Annotated in this window: 22 protein-coding genes; 1 reads left to right on the forward strand and 21 read right to left on the reverse strand. The window is 35.2% G+C overall.

Annotated features, from left to right (window positions below):
- Positions 1-62: 62 nt before the first annotated feature.
- Positions 63-266 carry a helix-turn-helix domain-containing protein gene (locus ACLTBU_RS05560; protein ID WP_412218028.1) on the forward strand — a complete coding sequence of 68 codons (204 nt, stop codon included), beginning with the start codon at positions 63-65 and terminating at the stop codon, positions 264-266.
- Positions 267-569: 303 nt separating this feature from the next.
- Here ACLTBU_RS05560 and ACLTBU_RS05565 read toward each other — a convergent pair whose 3' ends face one another.
- The 21 genes from ACLTBU_RS05565 to ACLTBU_RS05665 form a co-directional block, all read right to left on the reverse strand.
- Entirely contained in the window at positions 570-1,142 is a 573-nt protein-coding gene (locus ACLTBU_RS05565; RefSeq protein ID WP_412218030.1) for a hypothetical protein, read from the reverse strand.
- A gap of 222 nt (positions 1,143-1,364) precedes the next feature.
- Entirely contained in the window at positions 1,365-1,784 is a 420-nt protein-coding gene (locus tag ACLTBU_RS05570) for a hypothetical protein (protein WP_412218032.1), read from the reverse strand.
- Positions 1,785-1,987: 203 nt separating this feature from the next.
- Entirely contained in the window at positions 1,988-2,413 is a 426-nt protein-coding gene (locus ACLTBU_RS05575) for a hypothetical protein (RefSeq protein ID WP_249332895.1), read from the reverse strand.
- Between the two features lie 82 nt (positions 2,414-2,495).
- Positions 2,496-3,140 (reverse strand): N-acetylmuramoyl-L-alanine amidase family protein, encoded by a 645-nt coding sequence (locus ACLTBU_RS05580; RefSeq protein ID WP_412218036.1) that lies wholly within the window; start codon positions 3,138-3,140, stop codon positions 2,496-2,498.
- Between the two features lie 14 nt (positions 3,141-3,154).
- Positions 3,155-3,397, reverse strand: a complete 243-nt coding sequence (locus ACLTBU_RS05585; RefSeq protein WP_412218038.1) for a hypothetical protein — start codon at positions 3,395-3,397, stop codon at positions 3,155-3,157.
- A gap of 74 nt (positions 3,398-3,471) precedes the next feature.
- A complete protein-coding gene (locus ACLTBU_RS05590) occupies positions 3,472-5,154 on the reverse strand; it encodes a pyocin knob domain-containing protein (RefSeq protein ID WP_412218040.1) in 1,683 nt (560 codons plus the stop codon).
- 15 nt (positions 5,155-5,169) lie between these two features.
- The gene (locus ACLTBU_RS05595) at positions 5,170-5,676 is read right to left on the reverse strand and encodes a putative phage tail protein (protein WP_412218042.1); all 507 of its coding nucleotides are present in this window, start codon (positions 5,674-5,676) and stop codon (positions 5,170-5,172) included.
- Positions 5,666-6,715: a baseplate J/gp47 family protein gene (locus ACLTBU_RS05600; RefSeq protein ID WP_412218045.1), complete on the reverse strand. Its 1,050-nt coding sequence runs from the start codon at positions 6,713-6,715 to the stop codon at positions 5,666-5,668. The genes ACLTBU_RS05595 and ACLTBU_RS05600 overlap by 11 nt, the downstream gene beginning before the upstream one ends.
- A complete protein-coding gene (locus tag ACLTBU_RS05605) occupies positions 6,699-7,109 on the reverse strand; it encodes a DUF2634 domain-containing protein (protein ID WP_412218047.1) in 411 nt (136 codons plus the stop codon). The genes ACLTBU_RS05600 and ACLTBU_RS05605 overlap by 17 nt, the downstream gene beginning before the upstream one ends.
- Positions 7,106-7,489: a DUF2577 family protein gene (locus ACLTBU_RS05610; RefSeq protein WP_412218048.1), complete on the reverse strand. Its 384-nt coding sequence runs from the start codon at positions 7,487-7,489 to the stop codon at positions 7,106-7,108. Before ACLTBU_RS05610 ends, ACLTBU_RS05605 begins: the two co-directional genes overlap by 4 nt.
- 178 nt (positions 7,490-7,667) lie before the next feature.
- Positions 7,668-8,009, reverse strand: coding sequence for a CPCC family cysteine-rich protein (locus ACLTBU_RS05615; protein ID WP_412218050.1), 342 nt, complete (start codon positions 8,007-8,009; stop codon positions 7,668-7,670).
- Between the two features lie 380 nt (positions 8,010-8,389).
- Positions 8,390-8,929, reverse strand: a complete 540-nt coding sequence (locus tag ACLTBU_RS05620) for a hypothetical protein (RefSeq protein WP_412218052.1) — start codon at positions 8,927-8,929, stop codon at positions 8,390-8,392.
- A 54-nt stretch (positions 8,930-8,983) separates the two neighbouring features.
- Positions 8,984-9,919: a hypothetical protein gene (locus ACLTBU_RS05625; RefSeq protein WP_412218054.1), complete on the reverse strand. Its 936-nt coding sequence runs from the start codon at positions 9,917-9,919 to the stop codon at positions 8,984-8,986.
- Between the two features lie 14 nt (positions 9,920-9,933).
- Positions 9,934-10,566: a LysM peptidoglycan-binding domain-containing protein gene (locus ACLTBU_RS05630; RefSeq protein ID WP_412218057.1), complete on the reverse strand. Its 633-nt coding sequence runs from the start codon at positions 10,564-10,566 to the stop codon at positions 9,934-9,936.
- 11 nt (positions 10,567-10,577) lie between these two features.
- The gene (locus ACLTBU_RS05635; RefSeq protein WP_412218058.1) at positions 10,578-12,770 is read right to left on the reverse strand and encodes a phage tail tape measure protein; all 2,193 of its coding nucleotides are present in this window, start codon (positions 12,768-12,770) and stop codon (positions 10,578-10,580) included.
- Positions 12,770-12,916 (reverse strand): hypothetical protein, encoded by a 147-nt coding sequence (locus tag ACLTBU_RS05640; protein WP_412218059.1) that lies wholly within the window; start codon positions 12,914-12,916, stop codon positions 12,770-12,772. Before ACLTBU_RS05640 ends, ACLTBU_RS05635 begins: the two co-directional genes overlap by 1 nt.
- Before the next feature lie 23 nt (positions 12,917-12,939).
- On the reverse strand, positions 12,940-13,359 hold the full coding sequence (locus ACLTBU_RS05645) for a phage tail assembly chaperone (RefSeq protein WP_412218061.1): 420 nt from the start codon (positions 13,357-13,359) through the stop codon (positions 12,940-12,942).
- 15 nt (positions 13,360-13,374) lie between these two features.
- Positions 13,375-13,827, reverse strand: a complete 453-nt coding sequence (locus tag ACLTBU_RS05650; protein WP_412218062.1) for a phage tail tube protein — start codon at positions 13,825-13,827, stop codon at positions 13,375-13,377.
- A 37-nt stretch (positions 13,828-13,864) separates the two neighbouring features.
- On the reverse strand, positions 13,865-14,092 hold the full coding sequence (locus tag ACLTBU_RS05655) for a hypothetical protein (protein WP_320651253.1): 228 nt from the start codon (positions 14,090-14,092) through the stop codon (positions 13,865-13,867).
- A 57-nt stretch (positions 14,093-14,149) separates the two neighbouring features.
- Positions 14,150-15,211 carry a phage tail sheath C-terminal domain-containing protein gene (locus ACLTBU_RS05660; RefSeq protein WP_412218064.1) on the reverse strand — a complete coding sequence of 354 codons (1,062 nt, stop codon included), beginning with the start codon at positions 15,209-15,211 and terminating at the stop codon, positions 14,150-14,152.
- On the reverse strand, positions 15,208-15,475 hold a 268-nt coding region (locus tag ACLTBU_RS05665; RefSeq protein WP_412218066.1), incomplete at its 5' end, for a DUF6838 family protein. The genes ACLTBU_RS05660 and ACLTBU_RS05665, both read right to left, overlap by 4 nt.

Genomic DNA, 15,475 nt, shown 5'->3' on the forward strand with positions numbered 1-15,475 from the left:
ATCTTTTTAAGTGGGCATGTGATAAAATAAGTACAAGAATATGCTACCGAGGTGACAAGTACGTGAGAGTAACAAATAACATCATAGCGATATTAGAACAGCAAGGTAAAACCATATACTGGCTAGCAAAAGAATGCGACATGAAATATGAAAGTGTCCACCGACTAGCAAATAATAAAACTGAATCTATAAAATTTGAAAATATGGCATCCATTTGTACTGCTCTTGGATGTACGTTAAATGATTTATTTACTATAAGTGATTAACTCAATGTGGTTAGTTGCTTATTTTTTTGTCCTCATTCTTCCTACTCTCTTTCTTTAACAATAACGATACTATAAAACATATTATAAGCTTTATTATAAATATATTATTTATCCTCACATCCTTATATCCCCCTCCCTGTTTTCATGGAACCCCCTTGGAAATAAAAAAGAACCCCCTAGAAGAAAAGTTCTAAGGGGCTAGAAGTATTTAGTGATATGGGGTAGAAGAATATTTATAGGGGTGTGGATAAGAATATTGGGTAAAAAAATAGAACCAGTCTTTTGGACCGGTCTTATCTATATTTATTCTAACGTATTTCGCTCAACATCAAATGTTATATCTTTCCCCTCATCATCATAAAATCTTAGTGTTTCAGACTCAGGAAACGTGCTCTCTATATTGTTATTAACCTCAAAACCAACCATAAAATACTCTTGTTTTGGAACATTTATAGTATACTCTTCACCTTCTAAGATAAACGATATTTTATTTATTAATAAGTCAGTGTTCTTTCCAGCAAATATAAAGCGCTTTTCATTTTTACCTTCTTCTACGCGATATCTAAAATTTCCTGTTCCATGACCTGAGGACTCTATCATATATTTACCATTTATCCCCTTTATAAGTCTAACTTCACCTAATTGACTATCCAATAAAATGGATACATGCCTTCTGTTTTCAAAGTCTATCCAATCAAGTATTTGAACATCTTTTTTAGGAATCTCATTGTTTCTATTATGACGATTCGACCACTCTAATATATATTTTTTTAGATTACTATTATCTGACTTAATCGGATATCTAAAGTGCTGCGTAATTACTAGTAAAATTACAAACATAAAAATTATTACTGTGCCTAAAGATATTCTCTTCATCGTCCCACCCCCTAATTACCACTTAATATTATAACACTCAATTCAATCATTTCTAACATTCTTTACATACTTCACAAAAAATCCCCTCACATTCCCCCTACTATAAATCCCTAATGAATGTAAAAATAAGGCCAACCATAATGGCTGGCACATTAAATTATTAGATTCAGTTGGTCTTGTGAATTAATCGGTCTTCCATATTATTATTTCTTCCTCACTTACTTATTCCCCTGAAAGTGTTTTTAGAGTGTTTTCATCAATATGACCGTCTGGAATGTAATAATAAGTTATACCAGAACGTACTTCATCTTTACAAAAATCCATATAGGTTGTTTTTCCCTTAGATTTTACAAACCACACACCTTTTAAGTTATATTTATTATTTTTCAAGTTATCTTGTGAAATTTCTTGTACAGTTTTTTTTATGTATTTAAATGAGCTGAGATAGCTCAGGATTTGGTCAATTTGGTAGTGGTCAGTTATACTATTAGGTTGATCCTTCCAGACAAGATGTATTTCAACAACATCATCCATTCTAAAACCTAATAGATGTTGAAAATTTTTAGGTGAATGCTCATTAATGTACCACCCCCATATACCTATCAGTACAATCAACAATATTAATATCTTTTTTTTCATCATAAACACCTTCCTATTATGAAATATAAAATAACACTCTGGTGTAACAATATCGCGGATATAACCATCACAATCAATGGACTATTCATTCTATGCTTTAACTCTAGTGTATCATCACTTTAATTGTTTGGGATTTCTGCATTTTCTCCAATGTAGGAACTCACCTCTCAAATGTCTAGCTACTTACTTTAATGTTATATCAGCACTTAACCCTCTTTTCTATTCTTTATATATTTAATAAATTTGACTATCTCCACCCCAACTATAAGCCCCCCTACATATCGCAAATTCCCCATAGATACTATAAGCAGACGCTGCATTGGTATTAAAACTCCCAATGGAAATGTTAATAACACCAGTAGAGCATTTGGAATTAATATAGTACATATCTCTAATCGTATATCTCTTGTTGAGGAAATACTTTTTTTACTTACTAACCAGCTTATACCTAAGCCTACCAATATCCACACACCTACTTGAGCCAACATCCCTAAATAACTCCACTCCATTTGACCAGTCCTTTTTATTTGGCTCTGTGCATAGTTTACTATTTTACTTTCAACCAAAATAATTCCCCACATATACAAGTTCCATATTAAGTAAATGACAGGTTGCTTTATCTTGTTTAGCATCCTAATCCCCCTTTTAATTCATATGATGTAATTATAACTCATAACTTGGATTGTATATAGCAGTTTATTATTTTGAGTTTCTTTATAGGGTATATGATAATTTTAGTATAAGCGACCTCACATTATCCCTCGTATAAACCCCATTAATCCACACCTCGGGACTACTAATAACCCCCTTCTTCTGCAACACCTTCACCGCTTCAACAAGCTCTTTATCCTCCTTCATTTTACCCTTTACTTCTTCCTTCAACTTTTTAAATGCCCCCACATCTTCCACATAATACTTAGGGCAAGTCTTCCCTGTTACGTCATAATGGCGAATAATGGCCCGTGTAGGTTCTAATTTGTACTTTTTACATAGTTCTACTAATAGGCTAACAAGGCTCTCATGTGCCTTTTGTGTAGGCTTTCCTGACCAATCAGGATGACAAACTTCCACACCTATAGAATGGCTATTAGCCTTACTTGCATGATAAGCCACCTCATTTTCAGGAACGCATCTTACTACCACACCATCATTGCCTATGATGTAATGAGATGATGCGTAGATGTAGTCACCAGCTGAGTTCTTTTTTCCTCCTTTCAATCCATCAAAATACTTCGCATTATTTTCTGCTGTCGTTCCAGCATTGCCAATCCAATGGATAACGATATTTTTAATTTGTCCTATCTTCTTCTGTGGTCTACTATATGGGTTTGGTGTAATGATCATTTCTTTGATTTGCATCTTATGTACCTCTCTTACTGTTTTATATTTTTAACAATCTGATCGAGTTTTGTATTAATATCTCTTGCTAATATTGCGTTTGTTTCAAGTAGCATTTTATTTGTAGCTGACATTTCTCCTAGCTGTGTAAGTAGCTTTTCTTCTCGTTCCTTTGAATCTACTCTTTGTTCTGCTTGCACTTTGGCAATATAAAATCCAAGACAAGCCACACAAGCTACTGGAAAGCCAAAAGTCTGTAGTAATTCTGTGAAATTCATGTTGTCACCTCTTTTCTCGATATAAAAAATCACCTAAGTGCATTGCAACTTAAGTGTCGAAAATTCTCTTTGATTTATACATTCAATTCGTCATAACAAATCTCTACCTTACCTGACATAGTGAGTTTAGTAAAAGAAGTCCAGCTAGGTGGTGATAAAGTTGGTACAATCATAATATCTACTGATTCATCATTAAACCAAACATCACCACATTGTGTTAATGTGCCATTTAATGCGCCTCCTCCTTGAACCGTTTGAATCCCTTCTATATAACCATTATCATTAATAGCAGATAGACCAATTGTTATAAAGCCTGCCAAATTGGGTGATTTTGCATGGGATTGGTTCTGTGTTAACTCTAAACTTGTTCCTACTGGTGCATCAGCAAATGATTTTTTAACGCTGTGACTATCTGTTAAAAAGGTAGAGGCTGTTAGGAATATTTCACAATACCCACTTGCTTTCCCTGCTGCTGATGCATTGGATTTGGTTGTACCACTCCAAGTAGTTGTCACCTTAATTCTAGCCGAACCATTTAATTTAGGTAGTCTTGTGCAAGGCAATGCTATCTTCCGATGGGATTTCTTTTCATTGTCTGCACTTATGGGTGTAACATCCATACTTGGAATATTATAGGTTATTTTTACATGATTACTTGCTCTTATTTGCATGCCCATTCCTCCTAGTCTCTCCCATCTTGTCCACGCCTTACCTGACGAAGACCTCATATACATTTCATTTCTTCCATATGGCATAGCTATTTGTGTACCATATCCATCTACATTCAGGTGTTTCTTGTAACTCAAATGCCAATTTCCTGCATCAGGTAATCCTATAGCTGTAGCTTGTGTACTATGTACCCAACAATCATAGTTTTGATGATGTGCCGGATTATTAATAATAGATGTACTTGGATTTGAGCCAAGATATACTGCAATATTTTGTGCTGACACATTGCCTATTTTATCTGAGTTCACTGCATGACCTACACTTACTTGACTAGGCTGATAAACATATTGTTCTGTACTAGAACCTTCTGAACCCCATAGGTGTGTGGGTGCTTTAGTGCCAAAAGACCAGTTAAACTTTTTACCTCCTATAGTATCTGCATTACCTCCATTAGCTGGAAGTGAAGAGGGGAAGTCTGTTATTTGTGCTTTTGTGTGGATGTGGTCAATAGGTTGAAACTCTGTAGGTTTATTCTGAATCCCCTCCCAAGATACATCTAGTTCCTCTACTTGCCTTTGAATTTCTTCCACATTCGCCCTAATATCCTGATGAGTCTCTCTATCATTTTCATGCTCCTTCAAAGCTTCAGCTGTTAGATAGACTAGACTCTTATCAATGACTGCTGTAACTTGTGTGGTGCTTGCTACAAGTACGGTTACATTAATCATCTTCTCATTTAAAGAATCCTTTGAGATATAGGAACTGTTGGTAGTATAGCCATACATATAAAGCACTTCTACATTATCCTCCCCCCTTGCATAGACTCCAATTTCAGTCCATTCAAAGGGTGTGGTTATATCTTCAATTTTAAGAGATGTGCTTAAGGTAACTTGACTGCCTTTCCTTACAATCTTATTGATAGGCAAGCTTTGTCTGACTTCAACTAATGATTCTGTCAAGCCAATATCTCCTTCAAAGTTTCCACTTCCCATTTCTATTCTTGTAAATTCTAGCTGCTCTCCACTAATGGCTTTTGAAAGCAACTCCATTCCTTTTGTGGTTATGGATTTAGTTTTAAATTCACTCATGATGTCTCCTTTATATTAGATTTCTATTGTGTCACTTGTTTGGATATATGTACCTACATAATGTGGTATATCTACAGGACTTAATACATTTATGACTAAAATTAAATGAGCTGGAAGTTTATCCTCCAACTCTTGCCTTAAATGGGTTATGAGATGCTCTTTGTGTTTCATAATACTAATCATTAAAGTGTAGTTCGTGTGGTCGAGATCAAGTAAGTAACTTTCCTTTCCAATGGTACTATTTAGGGTATTTTGTAACCATCTCATTGTAAAAGGTATTGTAGAGTTGAACTTACTTAGGATATTAAACCTTCTAACTTCCATATCTTTATCAGGTCTTATCTTAAGCATTCTTTCATAGTAACTTAGCCCTTCGTGATTGGCTGTCTCTACAAATTGATTCTGTTGGATTTGTTGGATAGTGTGGTTAAGTTCATCTAGCTCAGGTGTTAGGGCTTTATCTAGCTCTTGAAATTCTCTAATGTTACTTACAAAGTCAGGTAAATATTTATTAAGCCTCATTGACCACACCTACAAGCACAGGAACCTGTTCATCGGTTAAATAAAGGTTAGTACTGCTTCCATTTAGCTTAGTTCCTTGTACATCAATGATTCCTTCTATATCTAATAGCCTTGCTTCAATTTGACTTATTCTTACTACCACATCATCCTCTGACCATTTACTCCTTAACTCTCTAAAATACTTTTCTACCACACCTTCAACATCCTGCCTCACATTTTCCCATGAAGTCTCTTTAAAGGTAAGTTGTGTGGTTATCTGTAGTTCTACTTCTTCTGCACCTTCTACTGTAACCTTATGCCCTATGGGTGCTATACCTAAGCCTTCTCCACTTGTTTCTATTGGGTCAACTAACTCTTGAACCGTTTGAACTAATTCAGGTGAAGGTACATTATATTCTGCATCGAGTAACCTTACTTTCACAGTGCCACCTCCTGCCCAAGTAGGATAAACTTTAACCACACCTACCCCTTCTATCTTTCCAATCTTCTCTTCATAATCACGTTTATTCCCTCCAAAGGCTTCTTTTTCAAAACTACTAAAATACCTTAACCTCAGTGATTCATCTTTCTCCTCATCTTCACCAGCAATCACCACTTCTCCTAAAGTTGCACTCGTTAGGTTCTCTATGAAGTCCATATTCACCAATTCACCACTATATCTATTACCTATTGCACCAGTTTGGTTCGCCTTGGTGAGAAATACACCATCTTGCACATTTTCCGTAACTGTATACACCAATTCTTCTTTTGCCCAGCGTGAGCCAATAGGGACATCAATATTAAAGTAAGCCTTTCTAATGGCATGAGTTGCTGATTTTCTATAGATACCTCTTTCAGCTGTTCTTCTTTCTAGGTATTCACCATAAGCTGTATCTGCAAAGACTCTCTTTTCTAGTTCCTCTATATATAAATAGGCTTCATAAAGTTCAGCCGCACATGATGCTATGGCATCAAATAAAAAAGAACCCTCAGAAGTATCCATTTGACTTGATACCTTCTTAAGAGCTCTTTGTAATAATGCATCATATGTTAGGGACATTAATATTCACCTCCCCATAAGTTGTATTGACTGTAAAATCAACATGTAGTTGGTCTTGTTGTAGCTTAATATCAAAGTTCTTACATTCCTTAATGTGTGGATGAACAAGTAAACAATCTTTTATTCTTCTCTCCACTTCACTTCTTATAAGGCCTTTCTCATAGCCTTGTCCAATAATTTCTTCTAAATCCTGACCATAATCCCAACTGTAAATAATGTGCTTATAGCGTTTAGTTAGAAGTGTTTTATAAATCCACATCTTTAAAGCTTCTTTACCCTCTAATATCTTTCCTGTAAGTTGACCTGTTTCAAAGTTAAATTCATACTCTTTGTATATCTTAGGCGCGGCTATGTCTTGCTCTTCCACACTTCTCATAAACGGAAATAAACTCATAGCTTCACCACCTTACAAAGCACAATATAGATTTGTCTATTTTCTGTCGGCATAAGAGCTAATAGATCTCCACTTTTTAGGTCAGTCTTAAAAACTATATCTGCTGTTCCACTCAAATTGTAGGATGCACTAATTTTATGATTATGTGTGGCAAAGGATGCATCTCCCGTTCCTCCTGAGGTGGCTTGAGTACTTGAGGTAAGTTCTCCACTTGATACGATATGAGCACTTCTTTTATAGGACTCTGTTAGAAGGTCAGATACTAAAAGATCATCTTGATCTAGTAATAGTTCACCTGTTTTAATTTGTAATGGTTGCACCTTTACTACCTTTCCAATACATACAGATGGTGTATTATATTTCTTTCCTTGTTCTTGCATAATGTTTAATAGTCCTGTGTATGGGTTATTTATTGTTATCACTCCTTTCAAGGCATAAAAAATACCCCTAGTAAATTTCTACTAAGAGTACTATTAAGTAGGTTATTGAATTAATTTTAGAGCTAGTAAAATCACTATTTGGTTGGTTAAATACTCCATGATTACCCTAGTATTATGCTCATTTGGGGAATTCATCTGACTTTGGCTCTCTTACATGTATAAGCATATCCTGACTACAAGCTCCCAATATTTTATAATTTCTTCGTCCTTCGTTTAATGTCATTCCTCGGTTTTCATCACTGGGCTCATCATCGCTTGATGTAAAAACATCATTCTCCCAAAAACATACAGGACATATATAAGCGATGGCATCTTCTTTAGGAACAGGAAATGTATTATAACAACAACATGGACAAGGATATTTCCCCTTTACTTCACAAGTTGTTTCAAGGTCCGATACTTTTTCACAATCATTTGTTGCTTCAGGCAAAAAGGAAAGCTTATATTCATATTGTTTCATAATAGTACTCCTTCACAAAACAAATATTATTTTATTGGTTGAGAACTTATATTTATAGGATATAGTCGATTATAATATCTTCCCAAATATCATTAATGTTTTTATCTGCAAACTTAGCATTTAGGAGTAATTCATTAGAGGATATAAAACGTTGTTTTTCTTTACTTTCTTCACAATATATATACCAATCATTATTGCTATCTCTACTTTCAAAATAATGTTTACCATTATAACTAAACTCTATTTCTTGACCACAGTTTACAGCTTAATAAAATTCAGTTTTTGTATCTTTCAAGATACCCCTCCACTCATAAAATGTCTACTTGTATAATGTATATCCCTCACATTTATAATTTTCTCTAATACCTCTAATTTCTTATTTAAAAAAATATTTTAGGCATTGCCTTCATTTCATCGTAATCCATCTGTTTATCTATAACATAAGCTTTTTCATTTCTCTCATTTAAAATAAAACTATTTATCCACTCCGCTGAAGCATACCCTATATACTTCCTCATGCCGTATTTCTTTTTATACTCCTCCTCTTTACAAATGCCCTCACTATTTTTGTTTGTAAGCCATTTTCTAAAACTTTCTATTTCAGTATGGATTAATGCTGTAATATCTTTAGGATATTCGGCTCTACAAACCAATCCATCTTCATCAACACTTTGTTCTACAACTTTAGCCTTTTCTTCATGTTTATCTAAAATAAATTTATTAAGCCATTCTACAAATGCTTCTGAGCGATAACTACATCCATATTTTTCTCCATCCTTATACATCCAATAAGCGTGGTCATTTGTTTTATCATAGAGCCATTCTGTAAATTCATTCTGATAGGACTTTAAATCATTTAGAATAAACGCTGGACACTCTATAATGTCTGCATTTACACAGAACTGTACAAGTATACGCATCTCTATCCCCCCACTAAATATTCCTTCTGTATTATACATTTCAGTATAACTAATTTAGTGTATTCTCACAACTCTTAAACACATATTTGTGGTATATTGCCCACCACTCCAACTGTGACTATCACTCACAATAAAAAATAGACCCAGCTGTTTGGTTGCCGAGTCTTCAAGATTTACTAATTTCCCACTAACATATGAAGTATTGCCTAGTGTGGTTAACTCTATACTTTGCTCTATCCCTCTAAGCATATTACTTGCTACTGTTCCAGCTTGTTTGTCTTGCTCTTTGGTATAGACATCTTGAAAAATACCTACTAGAGCAATAAGCTCTTTATCTTCTACCACACCTAAGTACTGGTCTTGCTCATCATAAATCTTTACTCTATTAATAACTTCTTCTGCATTTTCTGAGTAAGAACTCTCTAGGATATTGGTATCTGAACTAATTGGAGTGGCTACAACTTCTTTCCCTATCTCATCCACACATAACTTGCCTTGTCTCATCCCAATACTATACTTCTTTTTATTTTGCTTACTTACCCCTTCATAGGCCTTTTGGATAATCTCATATATGCCCTCACCATTACAAAGCATCTTTTGTGATATCCCTGTAGGAGCTAACTCTCCTATTTCCACACCTAAATCATTACAAATTATCTGAGTGATTGCTTCAGCTGTTGTACCTTTAAAGTTATATGTACCTTTACTTTTTGCCAATCTTATTGCATCATCATAAGCTGTTACTTGGATTGTACCTTGCTCCCCTAGTCGCTCATTATAAAATACTCTTCCTCTAAATAATTCCACATCTTTATCATCATAAAGGAATAATTCTTCGCCTATGTTTGGATAGACTTCAGGAGTATAGTGGTCATGTAAAGGATATAGAAAGTTAAGTTCTAGCTTCCTAGCTATTTCATCTTCACTTCCACTCCATATAATTTCACTCACCATATGTGTTACATCTATAAATCCATTTTTATTCTTCAATAATACCTTTGGAATTATATCACCAGCCTTTGTCCTACCTTAAGCAAGTCAGGATTTTTTATATTATTCTTTTTTGCGATGACCTTATAATTAGAGCCTTCGCCTGTTACTTTCTTTGCTATCCCCCACAATGTATCACCTTTCTTAACCACATATTCAGATGGTATGGGCTTAGTTTCCCTTTTGGTTTCAGACACTTTCAAGGTTGTGCCATTTGCTGTGGTTGTAGTAGTCACATTACTTGCCTTAATAAACTTATATTCCTTTAGCTCCAAAATAAAATAAACATCACCTGTTCCATCAATTTCAGAATAGGTAATGCTTTCTATAGCCATTGCATAGTTTATAGGAGTTTCTGTAACAATCACTCTAATTGGTTTGCCTGAGTCCTTCCACTTCAAGAGCATCTTAATGCAGTCATAGGGCTGTGGAAAATCATTGTATAGACAAAAAGAATATTGCTGGTTTGGAAAGAAAGATTCTATTGTCATTGTAGCGAGCCCCGTTTTGCCTATTAGATTAATCTCGCCTAAGTTCGTTATATTTACAGTAGTATTTTGATGTGGTATTGAAACCTCAAAAGAGGAAGGAATGACCGGTAGCCTTAACCTTTCCTCGTTGTTATTAAATGAAAGATAGTAGTCCACACATACCTCCTTTATGACCTATTAAAAGCATACTTCTTCATTTTGTTATAGAGTGCATTAGCAATTCGATCAATGTCAGCATCTTCACGAACTATAATAGTGTCTGCTAGTTTTGCAATGTTAAAACTGCCACTACTTCTTGCACCATCATTAAAGGCTTTTTTAATACTTTCATCATGTGGATAGACTCTTGTTCCTCTTGGTAAATCCACAATTTCAGCCCCTCTATCATGAATCATAGCTGTACCACCTTGCCAGTTGTCAGTTCCTTTGTAGAGCATTGGTATTTCAGGAATACTAAAACCTATTTGCTTCCCACCTAAAAAATCAGGAAGTTTGATATTAGTCAGCTTATTTAGTCCTCTAATTCCTCTATTAATAAAGCCAATAATGGTATTCATCACACTTCTACATACACCGGCTATGCCTTCAAAGATACCACTAAAGATATCTTTTACACCTTGCCAAGCCTTTTCCCAGTTTCCTGTGAATACTCCCACAATAAAATCAATAAGGCCTCCAAATAAACTCATCAATCCATTAATGATATTACCCACACCGGTCATCATCCCTTGGAAAGCTCCCACTATTTCATGACATACCACAAAGATACTCATACCAAAAAGTTCAACAAAAGGCTTGATTTTCTCCCATAAGCCCATGAAAAAACTTATTAGAGCCTGAATAGCTAATCCAATAGCTTGTACTACTTTATTAAATGTTTCCTTCATCTTATTAAAGTCCACACCACAAGCTTCAAGATACCTGCCAATCTTACTTACTAAATCTAAGAAGAATCCTTTTAGAGGCTCCCAATACTTAATGACAAGTACAGCCACTAAAGCAATAGCTGTCATAGTAAGTACAATCTTATTAGCTGGTGAAAAGATAACCTTAAAGATTGAGCCAGCCATTTGAACATTTTTTGAAAATCTACTATACGCTCCAATAGCACCACTTACCCCTTTGACCATCTTGCCGAATATTAAAATAGCCACAGGAATAATAGCAATAAATGCTCCTATCTTTAAGGCTGTATCTTTTTGCTCATCACTCATGTTATTAAATGTAGTAATGACATTTTGAATACTATCAGCTAATTTTCTAGCATATGGCGTTAATCTTTCTCCTATTGCAAGTGCAAGAGATTCCACACCGCTCATAATAAGAGTGATTTGACCAGCCAAGTTATCTAACATCACGTCAGACATTCGTTCGGCTGAACCTGTCGAGTTATCTATTGCGGTGGCTAGACTATTAAAAGCTTCATCTGATGTATTCATAATGGCAAGTAATCCAGCCATTGCATTTTTGCCAACTAAAGATTCAGCCATTGCAGACCGTTCAGCTTCAGTTAATTCTTTGAAGGCTGTTCTAAGTGATTGTAAAGTTTCTCTAAAGGGCTTCATCGTTCCATCTGCATTAGATGTTTGTATTATATATGTACCTAAGTTTTTCCCTGTTACTTTAATCGTTCCACTCAGTTCAGTCATCATACTTCTTAAAGCTGTACCAGCTTGACTTGCCTTAATCCCACTATTCGCCATCATTCCAATAGCAAGAGCTGTATCTTCCACACTATAGCCTAACGCCCCAGCTACCGAACCAGCATAAGTAAACGCTTCACCCATCATACCTATTGTGGTGTTCGCATTAGTTGCTGTGGTTGAAAGTACATCTGCAAAATGATTTGCCTTACTTGCTTCTAGGCTAAAAGCACTCAAACCATCTGTAATAATATCACTTACTGTGGCTAACTCTTCACCACTTGCACTTGCAGCTGCTAAGATACCCGCTGTACCTTCTAGGATATCATTTGTTTTCCATCCAGCTAAAGCCATATATTGCATTGCCTCACTTACTTGTGAGGCACTAAAGGCTGTGGTTGCTCCTAGTTCTGTAGCCTTTTCTTTAAGTTGTATAAGTTGCTCACCTGTTGCACCTGATAAAGCTTGAACCTTCGACATTGACTTATCAAAATCCATTGTTGCTTTTAGGCTGGCTGTTCCTATACCCACAATAGGAGTTGTAACCCCCAGAGTGAGGAATTTCCCCATATTGGTTATGTTATTCCCTATCTTGTGGAGGTCTTTGCTAACCCTTTGAGCCTGCCTTGAATATTTAGTAAGTCCATCCTGCGCTTTAACTAATGTAGGTGTGAAGTTATCTGTTAGCCTAAGAATCGCATCAACAATATTAGCCATTAATCACCCCCATACATCTGCTTCATTTCTTGCTGTCGTTCTTCTATCTCTAGTTTCATAAAGCAGGCAAGGATGCGCTTTTCTCCAAGTGGTATATGATAGAATTCACTTGGTCTTATGTTTTTATATTTAAAAAGGAGATACATAAGCTGTAACTCCCAATCCTGGCTTATTGCTTTTTTACTTCTTCTTCGTCCTCTTCTGTTTTATCATAGCCTGATAGCTCTGTAACCACATTTGATAGATCTGCAATCTCACCAGCTAAAAATAACTTTTTGACTAACTCCTTTGGTGTTACACAATTAAAGTGCTGCAATAGCTTTGTATCCTTTAAACTAGGTTCTACCACACCATCAATAACAGTGAGTACCTGCATATCAAAGAGGTTAATATTACGCACGCCACCTTTCTTATTAAGGTCAATAGAAGCCTTCTGAATATCTGCATACCTTTCTCCATCGATTGCCTGACATACTACCTTAAAAGGTTCTCCTAAGGTTTGAGTAAGTCTAGGTACTTCCACCTCTCTTTTAGGCAGTTCCATAATTGTTTTATTGTCCATTTGAAGTAATTTATCTATTAATGACATCTGTTATGTCCTCCTCTATTCTGCAATATCTAATAAATCCCAATCTGAGAATGTAAAGTTAATTTGTTCTTCTCCTAATGTTTTCGCTGACCAGTTGGCAAGGATTAATTCATCAAAGACTGCATCCTTAATAACAATACGTTCTGAACCGATTGCATCAGGATCATCTAGCTTTGATATAATGGTACAAGCTGTTTGCTTGCCCTGTTTCATATCCTCATTTAATTTCTTAATAAAAAAAGAAGATACTTTGTTCATCGTGAGCGAACCACTACACGAAAAACCAGTTACCTTCTGAGATTTTGCTAATCTTCTTGTCATGTTGACATCTGTTTTATCGAGTGAAACTTTGGCTTCAAAGGCTGTGACTTCTGCCATATAGGTTCCGTCTATCCACACCTCACCCCAAGTTCCATTCATTATTTGCTGTGCATTGTATTTATCCATGTTGTTCCTTTCTTGTGGCATAAAAAATAGGGCTATATTAAGCCCTTATTATCCAATATCAATACTTTTTCCTTTCTTCAATAAAGTGCATAACCACTAATATGCCTCCATAAATAATTAATCCCCCCATAGTCATTAAAGATGCTCTTGTGATATCATCACTCTTTAATAACCCCTTTGCATCAAAACCGATTGTTTGCGCATATAATCTAAATCCATATAATTGAAGTGATAAAACTAAGCTTCCTAAAATAATAGCTATACTCCCCCATGATAATTTACTCATATATCCCTCCAGTAAGCTTTTTTCTAAATATTTTATCATACTATTTGATAAATATCACTATATACTAACATTCAATACAATATCCTCAATCGCATCCAATATCTTAATCTGTGACTTCAAAAACACCTTATCCCTTGTATTAGCCTTTTTAATATCAAGTTCTTTCATATTGCTCACATCCACACCAATACGCTTCAGATAATTCCTTTGTTGCTCTACATCAATCTTTACCACATTCTTAAAGTCTACATCTAAGATACCATCCATCACCAACTGATCAAGATATGCCTGAATAGCTGTAATCAGCACACATTTATTATCATAGCTATTAGAATACTTTCCAATATAACTATCTTCACAAGTCTTTTTTATATCATCTTCAATCATGTGCATAGCATCCACAATTTTTATCTTCTTAAAGGATTCTCCTTTATCTTGTGTGGTTGTGGTAAAGCTATTGACTCCTCTTGCAATTTTAGTTTTTTCTCCATCATGATATAGGATTAATTGCCCTTTGCCTATGGCTTGATCCATTTGCTCTTTAGTCAATTGGTCAAATCCTATCACTTCTTTAAGTGGTGCAAAAGTTGCACTAATCGTCATAGGTGTTCCAGCTAAAAGGCCAGCTATTCGTGAGGTATATTCTGCTGTACTATAATCACCCTCACTAGTCTTAATATTTGTGGTAGTAAAGTTAATGACCTTTTCTGTATCTGCTGTAGTTGCATTAGGTAAGACTACTTTGCACCTTTTATTTAGACCTGTCATCCACACAACCATACTAGCTACATCTCCACTCTCAATCTCTGGAATAGCTAGATAATCCCATTTAAGAGATTCCAATACTTCTTGAGCGTGACTATAATCCTCTTCCTCACCTCTTCTAAAAATAATAATGACCTTCTTAGGAGGTTTGATATATCCCATGAATGCCAACTGTATGTATTCTTTTTGTTTGTCTGTGAGTTGTGCAATACCAGCTGCATCTTTTATATTGTTTAATTCATGTACTTCTTGTGTTTCTCCATTCAATACAAGTGCCACTATACCACGTTCGCCTCTTTGGATAGCTGTTGCACCTGTCTGTTTGAAGTTAATCATCACGTTTGGTAAACTCATTTATTGCTCCCTTCTATATGGTGTTCAATGGTTGTGATAAGTTCATTATCAGGTTCAAAATTAATAAGCTCATGATAAGTAATACGAAAAGAAAATTGGTAAACATCCTTTTCAACTTTCTCAATCATACTATCTTGTATTGTAAAGTGCCTATCTTCCACACTTAAGCAAATACCAAAGGCTTGCTTTAACTTTGACATTACCTCTAGGCATTTAAGGCTATCCTTACAATCTGAAAAATAGGAAATAACAATGAGTAAGTTT

Source organism: Zhenhengia sp. (genome assembly GCF_046966505.1).
GTDB lineage: Bacteria > Bacillota > Clostridia > Lachnospirales > Cellulosilyticaceae > Zhenhengia > Zhenhengia yiwuensis.